13 protein-coding genes are annotated in these 14,957 nt (G+C 68.4%); 7 read left to right on the plus strand and 6 right to left on the minus strand.

Annotated elements, in window-relative coordinates:
* Window positions 1-85 precede the first annotated feature (85 nt).
* Together ABZ836_RS21700 and ABZ836_RS21705 are read right to left on the minus strand one after the other, a co-directional pair.
* The gene (locus ABZ836_RS21700; protein WP_356132586.1) at window positions 86-1,168 is read right to left on the minus strand and encodes an inositol-3-phosphate synthase; all 1,083 of its coding nucleotides are present in this window, start codon (window positions 1,166-1,168) and stop codon (window positions 86-88) included.
* 41 nt (window positions 1,169-1,209) lie between these two features.
* Complete coding sequence (locus ABZ836_RS21705; RefSeq protein WP_356132584.1) at window positions 1,210-1,893, minus strand: helix-turn-helix transcriptional regulator; 684 nt, start codon at window positions 1,891-1,893, stop codon at window positions 1,210-1,212.
* Between the two features lie 371 nt (window positions 1,894-2,264).
* Here ABZ836_RS21705 and ABZ836_RS21710 point away from each other — a divergent pair, with 371 nt between their 5' ends.
* Together ABZ836_RS21710 and ABZ836_RS21715 are read left to right on the plus strand one after the other, a co-directional pair.
* On the plus strand, window positions 2,265-4,904 hold the full coding sequence (locus tag ABZ836_RS21710; RefSeq protein ID WP_361144514.1) for a transglycosylase domain-containing protein: 2,640 nt from the start codon (window positions 2,265-2,267) through the stop codon (window positions 4,902-4,904).
* A 98-nt stretch (window positions 4,905-5,002) separates the two neighbouring features.
* The gene (locus tag ABZ836_RS21715) at window positions 5,003-6,595 is read left to right on the plus strand and encodes a glycosyltransferase 87 family protein (protein WP_356132580.1); all 1,593 of its coding nucleotides are present in this window, start codon (window positions 5,003-5,005) and stop codon (window positions 6,593-6,595) included.
* Window positions 6,596-6,633: 38 nt separating this feature from the next.
* On the opposite strand, the gene ABZ836_RS21720 is transcribed toward ABZ836_RS21715, so the two are convergent.
* From ABZ836_RS21720 to ABZ836_RS21730, 3 genes are all read right to left on the minus strand, one after another.
* A complete protein-coding gene (locus ABZ836_RS21720; RefSeq protein WP_356132578.1) occupies window positions 6,634-7,665 on the minus strand; it encodes an alanine racemase in 1,032 nt (343 codons plus the stop codon).
* Between the two features lie 102 nt (window positions 7,666-7,767).
* Window positions 7,768-8,889: a peptidoglycan bridge formation glycyltransferase FemX gene (femX, locus tag ABZ836_RS21725; protein WP_356132576.1), complete on the minus strand. Its 1,122-nt coding sequence runs from the start codon at window positions 8,887-8,889 to the stop codon at window positions 7,768-7,770.
* Between the two features lie 207 nt (window positions 8,890-9,096).
* On the minus strand, window positions 9,097-9,423 hold the full coding sequence (locus tag ABZ836_RS21730; RefSeq protein WP_356132574.1) for a hypothetical protein: 327 nt from the start codon (window positions 9,421-9,423) through the stop codon (window positions 9,097-9,099).
* A gap of 273 nt (window positions 9,424-9,696) precedes the next feature.
* Between ABZ836_RS21730 and rpsF the strand changes: the two genes are divergently transcribed.
* The 4 genes from rpsF to rplI all read left to right on the plus strand — a co-directional run bounded on the left by rpsF (window position 9,697) and on the right by rplI (window position 11,387).
* On the plus strand, window positions 9,697-9,987 hold the full coding sequence (rpsF, locus tag ABZ836_RS21735) for a 30S ribosomal protein S6 (protein WP_086797674.1): 291 nt from the start codon (window positions 9,697-9,699) through the stop codon (window positions 9,985-9,987).
* 74 nt (window positions 9,988-10,061) lie between these two features.
* On the plus strand, window positions 10,062-10,640 hold the full coding sequence (locus tag ABZ836_RS21740; RefSeq protein WP_356132572.1) for a single-stranded DNA-binding protein: 579 nt from the start codon (window positions 10,062-10,064) through the stop codon (window positions 10,638-10,640).
* A gap of 45 nt (window positions 10,641-10,685) precedes the next feature.
* Window positions 10,686-10,922: a 30S ribosomal protein S18 gene (gene rpsR, locus ABZ836_RS21745; protein ID WP_006381652.1), complete on the plus strand. Its 237-nt coding sequence runs from the start codon at window positions 10,686-10,688 to the stop codon at window positions 10,920-10,922.
* Between the two features lie 18 nt (window positions 10,923-10,940).
* A complete protein-coding gene (gene rplI / locus ABZ836_RS21750) occupies window positions 10,941-11,387 on the plus strand; it encodes a 50S ribosomal protein L9 (RefSeq protein ID WP_356132570.1) in 447 nt (148 codons plus the stop codon).
* A gap of 186 nt (window positions 11,388-11,573) precedes the next feature.
* On the opposite strand, the gene ABZ836_RS21755 is transcribed toward rplI, so the two are convergent.
* Complete coding sequence (locus ABZ836_RS21755; RefSeq protein WP_361144522.1) at window positions 11,574-12,911, minus strand: MATE family efflux transporter; 1,338 nt, start codon at window positions 12,909-12,911, stop codon at window positions 11,574-11,576.
* Window positions 12,912-13,370: 459 nt separating this feature from the next.
* On the opposite strand from ABZ836_RS21755, the gene dnaB reads away from it, so the two are divergent.
* Window positions 13,371-14,852: a replicative DNA helicase gene (dnaB, locus tag ABZ836_RS21760; RefSeq protein ID WP_356132566.1), complete on the plus strand. Its 1,482-nt coding sequence runs from the start codon at window positions 13,371-13,373 to the stop codon at window positions 14,850-14,852.
* Window positions 14,853-14,957 lie beyond the last annotated feature (105 nt).

Here is a 14,957-nt window from a genome sequence, read left to right on the forward strand (position 1 = left end):
CGGAACGGGGGGAGGGGCCCCGGGTGACATGCCCGGGGCCCCTCCAGGGTCCCTGTGGTGCTCCCGTCGTGGACGGGGACGAGGGTCAGCGCTCGACTTCGCCCGCGATGAACTTCTCGACGTTGGCCCGGGCCTCGTCGTCGAAGTACTGGACCGGCGGGGACTTCATGAAGTAGCTGGACGCGGAGAGGATCGGGCCACCGATGCCCCGGTCCTTGGCGATCTTCGCGGCGCGCAGGGCGTCGATGATCACACCCGCGGAGTTCGGGGAGTCCCAGACCTCCAGCTTGTACTCCAGGTTCAGCGGCACGTCACCGAAGGCACGACCCTCGAGGCGGACGTAGGCCCACTTGCGGTCGTCGAGCCAGGCCACGTAGTCGGAGGGGCCGATGTGGACGTTCTTCTCGCCGAGGTCCCGGTCGGGGATCTGGGAGGTGACGGCCTGGGTCTTGGAAATTTTCTTGGACTCCAGGCGGTCACGCTCGAGCATGTTCTTGAAGTCCATGTTGCCGCCGACGTTCAGCTGCATGGTGCGGTCCAGCACCACGCCGCGGTCCTCGAACAGCTTCGCCATGACGCGGTGGGTGATGGTGGCGCCGACCTGGGACTTGATGTCGTCGCCGACGATCGGGACACCGGCCTCGGTGAACTTGTCCGCCCACTCCTTGGTGCCGGCGATGAAGACCGGGAGGGCGTTGACGAATCCGACCTTGGCGTCGATGGCGCACTGGGCGTAGAAGCGCGCGGCGTCCTCGGAGCCGACGGGCAGGTAGCAGACCAGGACGTCGACCTTCTGGTCCTTGAGGACCTGGACGACGTCGACCGGCTCCTCGGCGGACTCCTCGATGGTCTCGCGGTAGTACTTGCCGAGACCGTCCAGGGTGTGACCGCGCTGGACGGTGACGCCGGTGCGCGGAACGTCGCAGATCTTGATGGTGTTGTTCTCGGAGGCTCCGATGGCGTCCGCGAGGTCGAGACCGACCTTCTTCGCGTCGACATCGAAGGCGGCGACGAACTCGACGTCACCGACGTGGTAGTCGCCGAACTGGACGTGCATCAGGCCAGGCACCTTGGACGCCGGGTCGGCGTCCTTGTAGTACTCGACGCCCTGCACCAGCGAGGCGGCGCAGTTGCCCACGCCGACGATGGCTACGCGAACCGAACCCATTGCGGTGGCTCCCTGTGTGTACTCGGTGAAACCCTGTGGCTTCACGTGTTGTTGTCTTCGGGCGTCTCGGGCGGGGTGCCGTCCCCACGCCGGGTCTGGTCGCCCGTCGCTCCGGATGACGTGTCCTGCTGAGCGGAGTCCGGGGAGGGCGACCGCTTCTGGTCACGCCCCGCCCGCTCGCTCTCGATGAGCTCGTTCAGCCAGCGCACTTCGCGCTCCACGGACTCCATGCCGTGGCGCTGGAGCTCGAGGGTGTAGTCGTCGAGGCGCTCCCGGGTCCGCGCGAACGAGGCGCGCATCTTCTCCAGGCGCTCCTCGAGCCGACTGCGGCGGCCTTCCAGCACGCGCATGCGCACGTCGCGGGAGGTCTGCCCGAAGAAGGCGAAGCGAGCCGCGAAGGTCTCGTCCTCGTAGGAGTCGGGTCCGGTCTGCGAGAGCAGCTCCTCGAACCTCTCCTTACCTTCCGCCGTCAGCCGGTAGACGATCTTGGCGCGACGCCCGGTGAGGGGGGCGGCCAGGGCGTCCACGGGCTCGGCCGACGGCTCCTCGATCAACCAGCCGTTTGCGACCAGCGTCTTGAGGCACGGGTAGAGGGTTCCGTAACTGAAGGCACGGAAGACGCCCAGCGACGTGTTGAGCCGTTTGCGCAGCTCATAGCCGTGCATCGGTGATTCGCGGAGCAGGCCGAGTACGGCGAACTCGAGGATCCCGGATCGCCGGCTCATCGTCGCCTCCTCTCTGCCGCGGACTGTCGCGGTGGACTTTATGTTCCCCCGATGTATCGACTCGATACATCCAGACGATAGGTCGGCTCCGAGCGGCGTACAAGGGGAGACCCGGTGACCGGCGTCACATCGCCGATTCGGGTGCAGTGCTATGCGGTGTTCGTGGCCGAGAACCCGATTTGGCGCAATTCGAAGATGCGTAGTCTGTGCGGCATGCATACCGCCGGGAACCAAGTGACGTCCGTGATACGTCCACGTCCCAGGTGTAGTACGGCTGAGCGAATGACCGTCGGCCGTACGTCGGGGGGACCGGAAACCAGCCGCTGTTTCCAGGCGCGTGTCTGCGCGCCTGCCCGAGGAGTAATCGTTCGATGAGCGAGCACCGTCGCAAACCGCCACAGCCGCAGGGAGGCGGACGTGCCGCGGCCCGACGCGCCCAGTCCGGTTCGTCCTCCGGCCGCCGCGCGGCACCGCGAGGAGCCACCGGCTCCGCTTCCGGCTCGTATCAGGGGCCGGAGGCGGAGGAGCGCCCGTACGGCGGTCGGGCCGAGGCCCGGCGCGCCGCGCAGAGGTCCGGGGGAACCGGCGGCGGGCGCCGCCGTGCGGCCCCCGAGGGACGGCGTGGCCGATCCGCGTCCCGGGACCGCTTCATCGACTACCCGCGCGCGGGGAAGTACGGGGCCGCCCGCTGGGTGCCGTCCTGGCGCCTGGTCTCGGGCATGTTCGTGGGCTTCTTCGCCAGCCTGCTGCTGGTGGGCGGCATCGGTTACGCCATGGTGGAAGTGCCGGACCAGGAGCTGGCCGCGGCGACGGCCCAGAGCAACGTCTTCCACTGGGCCGACGGGAGCCAGATGGCGACCACGGGCGGCAAGGCCAACCGCCAGATCGTGCCGCTGGACGACATCCCGAAGGAGCTGCAGCAGGCGGTGATTGCCGCCGAGAACGCGTCCTTCTACAAGGACAAGGGCGTCGACCCGATGGGTATCGCCCGCGCGCTCTTCAACATGGCCCAGGGCGAAGAGGTCCAGGGTGGCTCCACCATCACCCAGCAGTACGTGAAGAACACGTACCTGGACCAGAGCCAGACGCTGACCCGCAAGTTCAAGGAGCTGTTCATCTCCATAAAGGTCGGCGCGAAGATGGAGAAGGACGACATCCTCGCCGGCTATCTGAACACCGCCTACTACGGCCGCGACGCCTACGGCGTCCAGGCCGCGGCGCAGGCGTACTTCGGCAAGGACTCCAAGAAGCTGTCTCCTGCGGAAAGCGTCTTCCTCGCCTCGGTCCTCAAGGGGCCGAACCTCTACAACCCCGACGGTGGTGTGGGCTCCGCCGCGACGCCGAAGGCGAACACCGAGCGCGCCGAGAAGCGCTGGAACTGGATCCTGGGCCGCATGGTCGAGGTCGGGAGTCTGACCGCCGCCGAGCGGAGTGAGATCACCGAGTTTCCCGAGCTCAAGAAGCAGAAGTCCAAGCTCTCCGGCCAGACCGGTTACCTGATCGACATTGCCAAGAGCTATGTCGCGAAGACGGCGGGCATCTCGCAGGACGAGCTGGAGAAGCGGGGCGGCTACCGGATCTACACCACGTTCGACAAGGACCGCGTGCGGGAGCTGGAGAAGGCCGTCCAGAAGTCGAGCGAGGAGCTCCTCGACGAGAAGAAGCGCCCCGACACCGACACCCACGTGCAGTTCGGCGGCGCCTCCATCGACCCCGACTCCGGGGCGATCGTGGCCGTCTACGGCGGTGAGGGGTACGACAAGGGGCACTACACCAACAACGCGGACACCCTGGGCGTGCCGGTCGGGTCGACCTGGAAGCCGTTCGTGCTCGCCTCCGCCATGGAGTACGGCACCATCCACACCGATGGCCAGCCCCTCTCCCCGCAGAGCCTCTACCAGGGCAACGACCTCACGGTGATCGTCGACCAGAACGGCAAGCCCATCCCCAACGCCAAGGGCGGCCCGTTCCGGCAGAAGAACGAGGGCACCGAGCAGTGGGGCATGATCACGCTCGACAAGGCCATGCAGCACTCGGTCAACGTGCCGTTCGTGCAGCTGGGCATCGACGTCGGGCTGGACAACACCCGCAAGACGGCCATGAACCTGGGCATCCTCGAGGAGAGCTTCGACTCGGGGAACATGAACAACGCCTCGTTCTCCCTGGGCACCTCGACCCCCAGCGCGATCCGGATGGCGGACGCCTACGCCGGCTTCGCCTCCTCCGGCAAGCACTACGAGCCGTTCTCGGTGACCAAGGTCGTCGACACCAAGACCGGCAAGGAACTGCCGAACTTCGACAAGCCGAAGAAGGAGAAGGGACTCGACCCCGCCGTCGCGGACAACGTGACCAAGGTCCTCGAGAACGTCGTCCAGAACGGTACGGCCAAGGCCCTGGCGGACCTTCCCTTCCCGAACGCAGGCAAGACGGGTACCACCGACGAGAACAAGTCCGCCTGGTACGTGGGGTACACCTCGGAGCTCTCCACCGCGGTGGCGATGTTCCGGACCAACCCCAAGGACAAGGAACTGCTCTCCATGAAGATGGTGGGTGGCCTGCCCTCCATCCACGGTGGTGACATCCCCGCCGACGTGTGGAAGGAGTACATGTCGGTGGCCATGCAGGACAAGGACTACAACCCGCAGCCCTTCCCGGACCCGGCGCCCCTGGGCACCGTGTACAACCCGTCGCCGAGCCCGGAGCCGACCCCCTCGGAGAGCGCGACCGAGGAGGAGGACAAGGAGGACGACAAGCCGACTCCGAGTGCGCCGGCCCAGCCGTCGACCACCTGCCGCCCCTTCGACTTCGGGTGTGAAGAGGACGGTGGCACCACCGACGGGCAGACCACCGACGGTGGAACCCTCGGCGAAACGGACGGCGGAGGCATGAACGGCGACACCGACAACGGTGGAACCACCGACGGCAATGACTCCGGCACCGTCAGCGAAGGCAGCATCTTCGGCAATACCAACAGCGGCGGAAGTAACGGCAGAGGCGGATCCACCGGTTAGCGTCGGTTTCGGCCGTCACGTCCGTTTCACGTGAAACATGGGCCGCCGCACCTTCGGGTGCGGCGGCCCTCGCCCTTTCCGGGCGTCGGTACGGCAGGATGTGCGCCATGCCCAGCGCTGAGACGACGCACGAGAGCATCCCCGAGCCCGGGACCGGCGCCACCGTGGCGCGGGACGCGGAGGAGCCCGTGGCCCCCACCCGCGAGGACCCGGTGGCTGCCTCCGGCAGTGAGTTCCTGGGGGGTCCCCTGGGACGCCACGCCCTGACCGGTGGCTCCTGGTGGTCGCCCACACGCGTGGTGGTGCTGCTGGCGATGGCCCTCTTCGCCCTGGGGCTGATCCAGAAGGCGCCTTGCTACAACGGGGCCTGGTTCTTCGGCGCCGGCGCGCAGTACACCCATGCCTGCTACTCGGACATCCCGCACCTGTACCACGCACGGGGATTCGCCCAGGATCTGGTGCCGTACTTCGACCGGCTGCCCGACCAGATGGAGTTCCTCGAATACCCGGTGCTCACCGGGGTCTTCATGGAGGTGGCCTCCTGGCTCACCCCCGACGGGGGCAGCTACCAGGACCAGAGCCAGAACTACTGGATGGTCAACGCCGGCATGCTGATGGTCTGCGCCGCGGTGATCGCCGTGTGCGCGGCCCGCACCCACGCGCGGCGGCCCTGGGACGGCCTGCTGGTCGCCCTGGCCCCGGCCTTCGCGCTGACCGCCACCATCAACTGGGACCTGCTGGCGGTGGCCCTGACGGCCGCGGCGATGCTGATGTGGGCGCGCTCCCGCCCGCTGGCCTTCGGTGTCCTGCTGGGCCTGGCCACGGCCGCCAAGCTCTATCCGGTCTTCCTGCTGGTGCCTCTGCTCGCCCTCTGCTGGAGGGCCGGGCGCGTGCGGGAGTACGCGACCGCCGTGGCGGGTGCGGCGGGCGCCTGGCTGGTGGTGAACCTGCCGGTGATGCTCTTCGCCTTCGAAGGCTGGTCGAAGTTCTACCGCTTCAGCCAGGAGCGGTCGGTCGACTACGGCTCCTTCTGGCTGCTCCTGAACCAGCGCCTGGATCTGGGGCTCACCCCGGAAACGGTGAATCCGATCGCCCTGGTCCTCACCGTCGTCGCGCTGGCCGGCGGTATGGCTCTCGCTCTGGCCGCGCCCCGGCGGCCGCGGTTCGCCCAGCTTGCCTTCCTGGCGGTGGCGGCGTTCATCCTCACCAACAAGGTCTACTCGCCGCAGTACGTCCTCTGGCTGGTGCCTCTGGCCGCCCTGGCCCGTCCGCGCTGGCGCGACTTCCTCATCTGGCAGGCCTGCGAGGTCCTGTACTTCCTGGGCATCTGGATGCACCTCGCGTACACCAGCGGCGGCGACAAGGCCAAGGGGCTGCCGCCGGAGGGGTACCACTTCGTGATCATCGTCCACCTGCTGGGCACGCTCTACCTGTGCTTCATGATCGTTCGCGACATCCTCCGCCCGGAGGACGACGTGGTGCGGCACACGGGTCAGGACGACCCGTCGGGCGGCGTCCTCGACGGGGCGGACGATGTCTTCGTCCTGCGTCGCGCGCCCCAGGGACAGGACGCGGACGGGGTCGAGGGCAGGGACGGGGCGGGCGAGGATCCCGGCGACGACGACAACCCCTGGAAGCACCGCGGCGGCCCCCTCCGCAAGGAGGAGACCGCCGGGAACGGGAACGCCTAGGACGGCGCCGGGCGCGGCGGCGCCGCGCCCGGAACGGCTCAGTTGTCGACGAGCCGGTCGAACTGCGTGGTGGTGTGGCGCAGGTGGGCGACCAGCTCGTCGCCCACCTTGGGCTCGGGGGCATCCGCAGGGACGAACAGGATGGACACCTGCATGTGCGGGGGTTCGGCGAACCACCGCTGCTTGCCGCCCCAGACGAACGGCGACAGGTTGCGGTTGACGGTGGCCAGACCGGCCCGGGCGACGCCCTTGGCCCGCGGCATCACGCCGTGGAGTGCCTTGGGGGCCTCCAGACCGACGCCGTGCGAGGTGCCGCCGGCGACCACGACCAGGTACCCGTCCGAGGCGACCTTCTGCTGGCGGTAGCCGAACCGGTCGCCCTTCGAGACGCGGGTGACGTCGAGGACGGCGCCGCGGTACTCGGTCGCCTCGTGGTCGCCGAGCCACAGCCGGGTGCCGATCCGGGCGCGGAAGCGGGTCTGCGGGAACTGCTGCTGCAGACGGGCCAGTTCGTCGGCCTTGAGGTGGCTGACGAACATGGTGTGCAGCGGCAGGCGGGCGGCCCGGAGGCGGTCCATCCACCCGATGACCTCCTCGACGGCGTCCGAGCCGTCGGTGCGGTCCAGGGGAAGGTGGAGAGCGAAGCCCTCCAGGCGGACGTTCTCTATGGCGGCGTGCAGCTGCGCGAGTTCCGCCTCGTTGACGCCGTGGCGCTTCATCGAGGACATCACCTCGATGACCACGCGCGCCCCCACCAGGCCGTAGACCCCGTCCACCGAGGAGACGGAGCGGATGACACGGTCGGGCAGCGGCACGGGCTCCTCGCCGCGCCGGAACGGCGTCAGGACCAGCAGGTCCCCTCCGAACCAGTCCTTGAGCCTGGCGGCCTCGTAGGTGGTGCCGGTGGCGAGGATGTCGGAGCCCAGTCGGGTCGCCTCCTCGGCCAGACGCTCGTGACCGAAGCCGTAACCGTTCCCCTTGCAGACGGGGACGAGGCCGGGGAACGAATCCTGCACGTGCTTGTGGTGTGCCCGCCAGCGCGCGGTGTCGACGTAGAGCGTGAGCGCCATGGCCGGTCCGGACCCTTTCTCGTGGCTTCGGATGAGAGGTGTGGAGTGCCGAGGCCGCCCGGTGGCGGCCTCAGCTGACTATGGAAGCAAACACCGGGACGGTCAGCGGCGCGACATGTAGATGTCGAGGGCCTTGTGGAGCAGCTTGTTGAGCGGGAAGTCCCACTCGCCCAGGTACTCCGCGGCCTGCCCGCCGGTGCCGACCTTGAACTGGATCAGACCGAAGAGGTGGTCCGACTCGTCCAGCGAGTCGGAGATGCCGCGCAGGTCGTAGACGGTGGCGCCCAGGGCGTAGGCGTCCCGGAGCATCCGCCACTGCATGGCGTTGGAGGGGCGGAACTCGCGGCCGATGTTGTCGGAGGCGCCGTAGGAGTACCAGACGTGGCCGCCGACGATCAGCATGGTGGCCGCGGAGAGGTTCACCCCGTCCTTGCGGGCGAAGTACAGCCGCATGCGGTTGGGGTCCTCGGCGTTGAGCGCCGTCCACATGCGCTGGAAGTAGGAGAGCGGGCGGGGCCGGAAGTGGTCGCGGACCGCGGTGATCTCGTAGAGCCGCTGCCACTCCTCCAGGTCCTGGTAGCCGCCCTGCACGACCTCGACGCCGGCCTTCTCGGCCTTCTTGATGTTGCGGCGCCAGAGCTGGTTGAAGTTCTTGTGGACGTCCTCCAGCGAACGGTTCTCCAGCGGAACCTGGAAGACGTAGCGGGGCTGGACGTCGCCGAAGCCGGCACCGCCGTCCTCACCCTGCTGCCAGCCCATGCGGCGCAGCTTGTCGGCGACCTCGAAGGCCCGCGGCTCGATGAAGTCCGGCTCGATGTCCCGCAGCCGCTTCACATCGGTGTCCTGGATGCCCTTCTTGATGGAGGGGGCGTCCCACCGGCGGATGATCACCGGCGGGCCCATCTTCACCGAGAAGGCGCCCTGGGCCTTGAGGTGGGCCAGCATCGGCTCGAGCCAGTCGGTCAGGTTGGGCGCGAACCAGTTGATGACCGGGCCCTCGGGCAGGTACGCCAGGTAGCGCTTGATCTTGGGGAGCTGCCGGTACAGGACCAGACCCGCGCCGACCAGCTCACCGGTGCGGTCGTCGAACCACCCGAGGCTCTCAGCACGCCATTCGGCCTTCACGTCGGCCCACGCCGGTACCTGCATGTGGCTGGCCGAGGGCAGGCTCTGGATGTAGGCCAGATGCTGTTCTCGGCTGATCGTCCTCAGGGTCAGGCTCATGTTCGGGGCGCTCCTCGGGCTGGCGTGTCCCCACATGTAGGGGCTCCGGCTCTCGCGCCGAAGCCTACTGTGCCTGCCGAACGTACTGACGGACACGTAGGGGGTCCGCCCCGGTCCGTGACCGGCGGGGCCGGAACGGACCGGGGCGGACGGGACATGCGGGGAAGCCGCGGGAGCGCCCTCAGCGCCCCTCCTGGACCGTCCGGCCTAGGAGAAGACCCCGCCGAAGAGACCTCCGTGGGACATGCCCAGGAAGAACCCCAGCGCACAGGCGCCGAGCCCGACGATCAGACCGAACCGTTCTCGGGTGGTCGCCGAGATGAACTGGCCGAAGGCGCCGGTGATGATCCCGATCAGACCGGCCCACGACGTGATCAGGTGCAGGTGGTGGAATCCGGCCGTCACCAGGGCCAGCACACCGAGCACCAGGGTCACCCCGAGCAGGGTGTTGACCTTCCGGTGGGGCTGGTGATCGGTCGCGAAGAGGGACCCGTGGATGCCGGGCCGAGGCTGCGAGCGCGTTGTCTGTGCCATGAGCACCTCCTGACGGAAGCGGCGCATCCTAGTCGGCGAGTACCCGATATGAGAGGGATTGACGCTGTTCGCGCACGGATTTCAACCGGAAGCCGGTGTGCGGGTAGTCTGTACCGTCTGCACCGGTGTCTGCCCACGTCACGACGGCGACCAGCTCGACTGTCAGCTCGACTGTCAGTGGGTCCCGATACCGTTGCTCACGCACCACCACGCATACAACCCTCCTGCCACGGATCGACCGTGGCCGCTGAGTCCAAAGGAGGTGGGTTCCACATGCGTCACTACGAGGTGATGGTCATCCTCGACCCCGATCTGGAGGAGCGCGCTGTCGCCCCCCTGATCGAGAACTTCCTCTCCGTCGTCCGTGAGGGCAACGGCAAGGTCGAGAAGGTCGACACCTGGGGCCGTCGTCGTCTCTCGTACGAGATCAAGAAGAAGCCCGAGGGCATCTACTCGGTCATCGACCTGCAGGCCGAGCCTGCGGTCGTCAAGGAGCTCGACCGCCAGATGAACCTGAACGAGTCGGTCCTCCGGACCAAGGTCCTCCGTCCCGAGATGCACTGAGCCTGCCGGCTCGGTCGATCCCGGGAATCGAGTAGCACCACCAGCCAGCAGCAAACCCGCTGAGAGGTTCCCCCATGGCAGGCGAGACCGTCATCACGGTCGTCGGCAATCTCGTCGACGACCCCGAGCTGCGCTTCACCGCGTCCGGTGCGCCGGTCGCGAACTTCCGTGTCGCGTCCACCCCCCGCACCTTCGACCGGCAGACCAATGAGTGGAAGGACGGCGAGAGCCTGTTCCTGAGCTGCTCGGTCTGGCGGCAGATGGCGGAGAACGTCGCGGAGTCCCTGACCAAGGGCATGCGCGTCGTCGTTCAGGGCCGGCTGAAGCAGCGGTCCTACGACGACAACCAGGGCGTCAGGCGGACGGTCTACGAGCTGGACGTCGAGGAAGTCGGCCCCAGCCTGCGGAGCGCCACGGCGAAGGTCACCAAGACCTCCGGCGGCGGTGCCCGTGGCGGCCAGGGCGGTTACGGCGGCCAGGGCGGCCAGGGTGGCGGCGGCTGGGGCGGGGGCCCCGGCGGCGGTCAGCAGGGCGGCGGCTCGCAGCAGTCCGACCCCTGGGCGAGCGGCGGGGCTCCCGCCGGTGGCCAGGGTGGTGGAGGCGGCTGGGGCGGCGGCTCCGGCGGTGGCTACTCGGACGAGCCCCCCTTCTAGGGCGGGGTCGTCACCCACACTTCTTGATCACACAGGAGAATCACCATGGCGAAGCCGCCTGTGCGCAAGCCGAAGAAGAAGGTCTGCGCGTTCTGCAAGGACAAGGTCCAGTACGTGGACTACAAGGACACGAACATGCTGCGGAAGTTCATTTCCGACCGCGGCAAGATCCGTGCCCGCCGCGTGACCGGCAACTGCACGCAGCACCAGCGTGACGTCGCCACGGCCGTGAAGAACAGCCGTGAGATGGCGCTGCTGCCCTACACGTCCACCGCGCGATAAGGGAAGGGTGACCGAAGAATGAAGATCATCCTCACCCACGAGGTCTCCGGCCTCGGTGCCGCCGGCGACGTCGTCGACGTCAAGGACGGCTACGCTCGCAACTACCTGATCCCGCGGAACTTCGCTATCCGCTGGACCAAGGGTGGCGAGAAGGACGTGGCGCAGATCCGCCGCGCCCGCAAGATCCACGAGATCCAGACCATCGAGCAGGCCAACGCCATCAAGGCGCAGCTCGAGGGCACCAAGGTCCGTCTGGCCGTTCGCTCCGGCGACGCCGGCCGTCTCTTCGGTTCCGTCACCCCCGCCGACGTCGCGTCCGCGATCAAGGCGTCCGGTGGCCCCGAGGTCGACAAGCGCCGCATCGAGCTGGGCGCGCCCATCAAGACCCTGGGCGCCCACGAGACCTCGGTGCGTCTGCACCCCGAGGTCTCTGCCAAGGTCAGCGTCGAGGTCGTCGCCGCCTGAGCTTCGGCTCGGGTCTGAGTTTCGGCTCAGCGACTTCTGAGAAGGGCCGCATCCACCGGGTGCGGCCCTTCTTGCTGCTCGCCGGCGGCATGTTTCACGTGAAACGACCTTCCCGCAGAGAATCGCGGTGAACTGCGGAGAACCGCGGAGAACGGGATGTTCACGTGAAACGCGCGCCAGCTCGGCTCAGCGGGTGGCGCCGGTGACGATCCACCGTCCGGACCGGGCCCGCCACCACAGCGTCACCAACCGCACCGCCATCATCAGGGTCATCGCACCCCAGAGGGCCGTGAGGCCGCCGCCCGCCATGGGGACCAGCAGTGCAACCGGTGCGAAGACGGCCAGCGTGACCAGCATCGCCCACGCCAGGTAGGGGCCGTCTCCGGCGCCCATCAGGACACCGTCGAGCACGAAGACAACTCCACAGAGCGGTTGCGTCAGCGCGATGACGATCAGCGCAGGGAACGCGGCGTCCTTCACCGTCGCGTCACCGGTGAAGAGCGGCAGGAGCAGCGGCCGAGCCAGCACCACCAGGAGACCGAGGGCCATACCGACGGCAATCCCCCACTCCACCATGCGGCGGCAGGCTTCCCGCGCCCCCTTGGCGTCGCCGGCTCCCAGGTACCGTCCGATGATCGCCTGGCCGGCGATGGCGATGGCGTCCAGGGCGAAGGCCAGCAGACTCCAGAGCGAGAGCACGATCTGGTGGGCGGCCACGTCCGCATCGCCCAGGCGGGCGGCGACGGCAGTGGCGATCATCAGGATCGCCCGCAGGGAGAGGGTGCGGACCAGAAGCGGGACACCGGCCTGGGCGGACGCCCGAATCCCGGCAGCGTCGGGACGCAGTGAGGAGCCGTGCCTCCGGGCACCGCGGACGACCACCACCAGATAGACGGCCGCCATGCCGCACTGGGCGATGACCGTTCCCCAGGCGGACCCCGCGATCCCCCAGCCGAACCCGTAGACCAGCAGCACATTGAGGACCCCGTTGGCGACGAAGCCGGCGACGGCTACGCGGAGGGGCGTCTTGGTGTCCTGCAGTCCTCGGAGCACTCCGGTCGCCGCCAGAACGATCAGCATCGCGGGGATGCCGAGCGAGGAGATACGCAGGTAGGTGACCGCGTAGGGAGCCGCGGTCTCGGAGGCCCCGAACAGGTCGATCAAGGCGGGGGCGGTGGGCAGTACCACGGCGATGACGGCACTTCCCAGGAGGAGCGCCAGCCAGATGCCGTCCATGCCCTGGCGGATCGCGGCACCGAGTTCACCGGCACCGACCCGCCGGGCCACCGCGGCGGTGGTCGCATAGGCGAGGAAGACGAAGACGCTGACCGCGGTGGTGAGGAGGGCCGAGGCCACCCCGAGCCCGGCCAGCTGAGCGGTGCCCAGATGTCCGACGATGGCACTGTCCGCGAGGATGAACAGGGGCTCGGCGACCAAGGCGCCGAAGGCCGGGACGGCCAGCGCGATGATCTCGCGGTCGTGTCGGCGGCGGCCTGCCCGGCCGGTCGCGGAAGCCTGTGTCATAAGCACCAATCTAATCTTCCACAGGTAAGAGGTGCAATGCCGATTGGGCTCTTACTTTCGGCGGTTCGGCGTGTGTTCTCGCACAGCGTTCCGGTAGTTCTTGGCCGGGCGGCCGATTTTTTTCTTCTGCACAGCCTGGTGAGCGCATCGACGCAGGTCAGAGAGGGAACGGTGGGACGGCTGCGGGCTTGTTCACAGCCCTGTCCACCGACTCGTGCACAGGATTCCGGGGGTTGTCCACAGCATACGGGCGGTCTTCCACATGGCCTGTGGATAACCAGATTGGCTGCAGGTGCCGACGGGCTTAGCGTGGTGCGGTGCTCGCCCCCTCCACCGTGCGGAAATCCACCGCGGAAGCGGAGCGTCGGAGGGGTGCGGGAAGCTCGATCTGTCAGAGCTGTGCCGTAGAACGGAGAGGCACGGCGAGGTCCGCGCGGCGGACGGGAGGAGGGTCGCTCGGTGAGCATTTCCGAGCCCTTGGACGACCCCTGGGCCGAGAGCGGTCCCAGTGATCGTCTCCCCGCGTCGCGCCGCCGTGAGGACATGGGCCCGGGCCGCTCCGGCGGCCGGGGCGACCGCTCGGGGGACGGCAGGTGGGGCGACCAGGAGGTCTCCCCCTTCGAACGCGTCCCGCCCCAGGACCTCGACGCCGAACAGTCCGTGCTCGGCGGCATGCTCCTCTCCAAGGACGCCATCGCCGACGTGGTCGAGGTGCTCAAGGGCCACGACTTCTACAAGCCCGCGCACGAACTGATCTACCAGGCGATCCTCGACGTCTACGCCAAGGGCGAGCCGGCCGACCCGATCACCATCGCCGCGGAGCTCACCAAGCGCGGCGAGATCAACAAGGTGGGCGGCGCCGCCTACCTGCACACCCTGGTCCAGACGGTCCCCACCGCGGCCAACGCGGAGTACTACGCCGAGATCGTCCACGAACGGGCCGTGCTGCGGCGTCTGGTGGAGGCCGGCACCCGGATCACCCAGATGGGGTACGCGGCGGACGACGACGTCGACGAGATCGTCAACCGCGCCCAGGCCGAGATCTACGCCGTCACCGAGCAGCGCACCAGCGAGGACTACCTGCCGCTCGGCGACATCATGGAGGGCGCCCTCGACGAGATCGAGGCCATCGGCTCCCGCAGCGGCGAGATGACCGGCGTCCCCACCGGTTTCACCGACTTCGACGCGCTGACCAACGGCCTCCACCCGGGCCAGATGATCGTCATCGCGGCCCGTCCTGCCATGGGTAAGTCGACCCTGGCGCTGGACTTCGCGCGGGCGGCGTCGATCAAGCACCAGCTGCCCAGCGTGATCTTCTCCTTGGAGATGGGCCGCAACGAGATCGCCATGCGCCTGCTCTCCGCCGAGGCCCGGGTGGCGCTGCACCACATGCGCTCCGGCACCATGACGGACGACGACTGGACCCGGCTCGCGCGCCGGATGCCGGACGTCTCGGCGGCGCCGCTCTACATCGACGACTCGCCGAACCTGTCGATGATGGAGATCCGGGCCAAGTGCCGTCGGCTCAAGCAGCGCAACGACATCAAGCTGGTCGTCATCGACTACCTCCAGCTCATGCAGTCCGGCGGCTCCAAGCGCGCCGAGAACCGCCAGCAGGAGGTCTCGGACATGTCCCGGAACCTCAAGCTGCTGGCCAAGGAGCTGGAGATCCCGGTGATCGCGCTCTCCCAGCTGAACCGAGGCCCCGAGCAGCGGACCGACAAGAAGCCGATGGTCTCCGACCTGCGTGAGTCCGGCTCCATCGAGCAGGACGCCGACATGGTGATCCTGCTGCACCGCGAGGACGCCTACGAGAAGGAGTCCCCGCGCGCGGGTGAGGCTGACCTGATCGTCGCCAAGCACCGTAACGGCCCGACGGCCACCATCACCGTGGCGTTCCAGGGTCACTACTCGCGCTTCGTGGACATGGCCCAGAGCTGACCGCGGGCCGGCCCCGCCAGGCCGGCCCGCTGCCCCGGTCGCCGCGACGGAGCCCAGGCCGCCCCGAGGGAGCCCCGGTCGCCGCGACGGAGCCCCGGTAACCCT

The sequence above is a fragment of the Streptomyces sp. NPDC047130 genome (assembly GCF_040643475.1).
Lineage (GTDB): Bacteria > Actinomycetota > Actinomycetes > Streptomycetales > Streptomycetaceae > Streptomyces.

Bases quoted from the DNA above. Each gene is read 5' to 3' on its own strand.
- ABZ836_RS21700 (WP_356132586.1), bottom strand. From the start codon at position 1,168: ATGGGTTCGGTTCGCGTAGCCATCGTCGGCGTGGGCAACTGCGCCGCC.
- ABZ836_RS21705 (WP_356132584.1), bottom strand. From the start codon at position 1,893: ATGAGCCGGCGATCCGGGATCCTCGAGTTCGCCGTACTCGGCCTGCTC.
- ABZ836_RS21710 (WP_361144514.1), top strand. From the start codon at position 2,265: ATGAGCGAGCACCGTCGCAAACCGCCACAGCCGCAGGGAGGCGGACGT.
- ABZ836_RS21715 (WP_356132580.1), top strand. From the start codon at position 5,003: ATGTGCGCCATGCCCAGCGCTGAGACGACGCACGAGAGCATCCCCGAG.
- ABZ836_RS21720 (WP_356132578.1), bottom strand. From the start codon at position 7,665: ATGGCGCTCACGCTCTACGTCGACACCGCGCGCTGGCGGGCACACCAC.
- femX (WP_356132576.1), bottom strand. From the start codon at position 8,889: ATGAGCCTGACCCTGAGGACGATCAGCCGAGAACAGCATCTGGCCTAC.
- ABZ836_RS21730 (WP_356132574.1), bottom strand. From the start codon at position 9,423: ATGGCACAGACAACGCGCTCGCAGCCTCGGCCCGGCATCCACGGGTCC.
- rpsF (WP_086797674.1), top strand. From the start codon at position 9,697: ATGCGTCACTACGAGGTGATGGTCATCCTCGACCCCGATCTGGAGGAG.
- ABZ836_RS21740 (WP_356132572.1), top strand. From the start codon at position 10,062: ATGGCAGGCGAGACCGTCATCACGGTCGTCGGCAATCTCGTCGACGAC.
- rpsR (WP_006381652.1), top strand. From the start codon at position 10,686: ATGGCGAAGCCGCCTGTGCGCAAGCCGAAGAAGAAGGTCTGCGCGTTC.
- rplI (WP_356132570.1), top strand. From the start codon at position 10,941: ATGAAGATCATCCTCACCCACGAGGTCTCCGGCCTCGGTGCCGCCGGC.
- ABZ836_RS21755 (WP_361144522.1), bottom strand. From the start codon at position 12,911: ATGACACAGGCTTCCGCGACCGGCCGGGCAGGCCGCCGCCGACACGAC.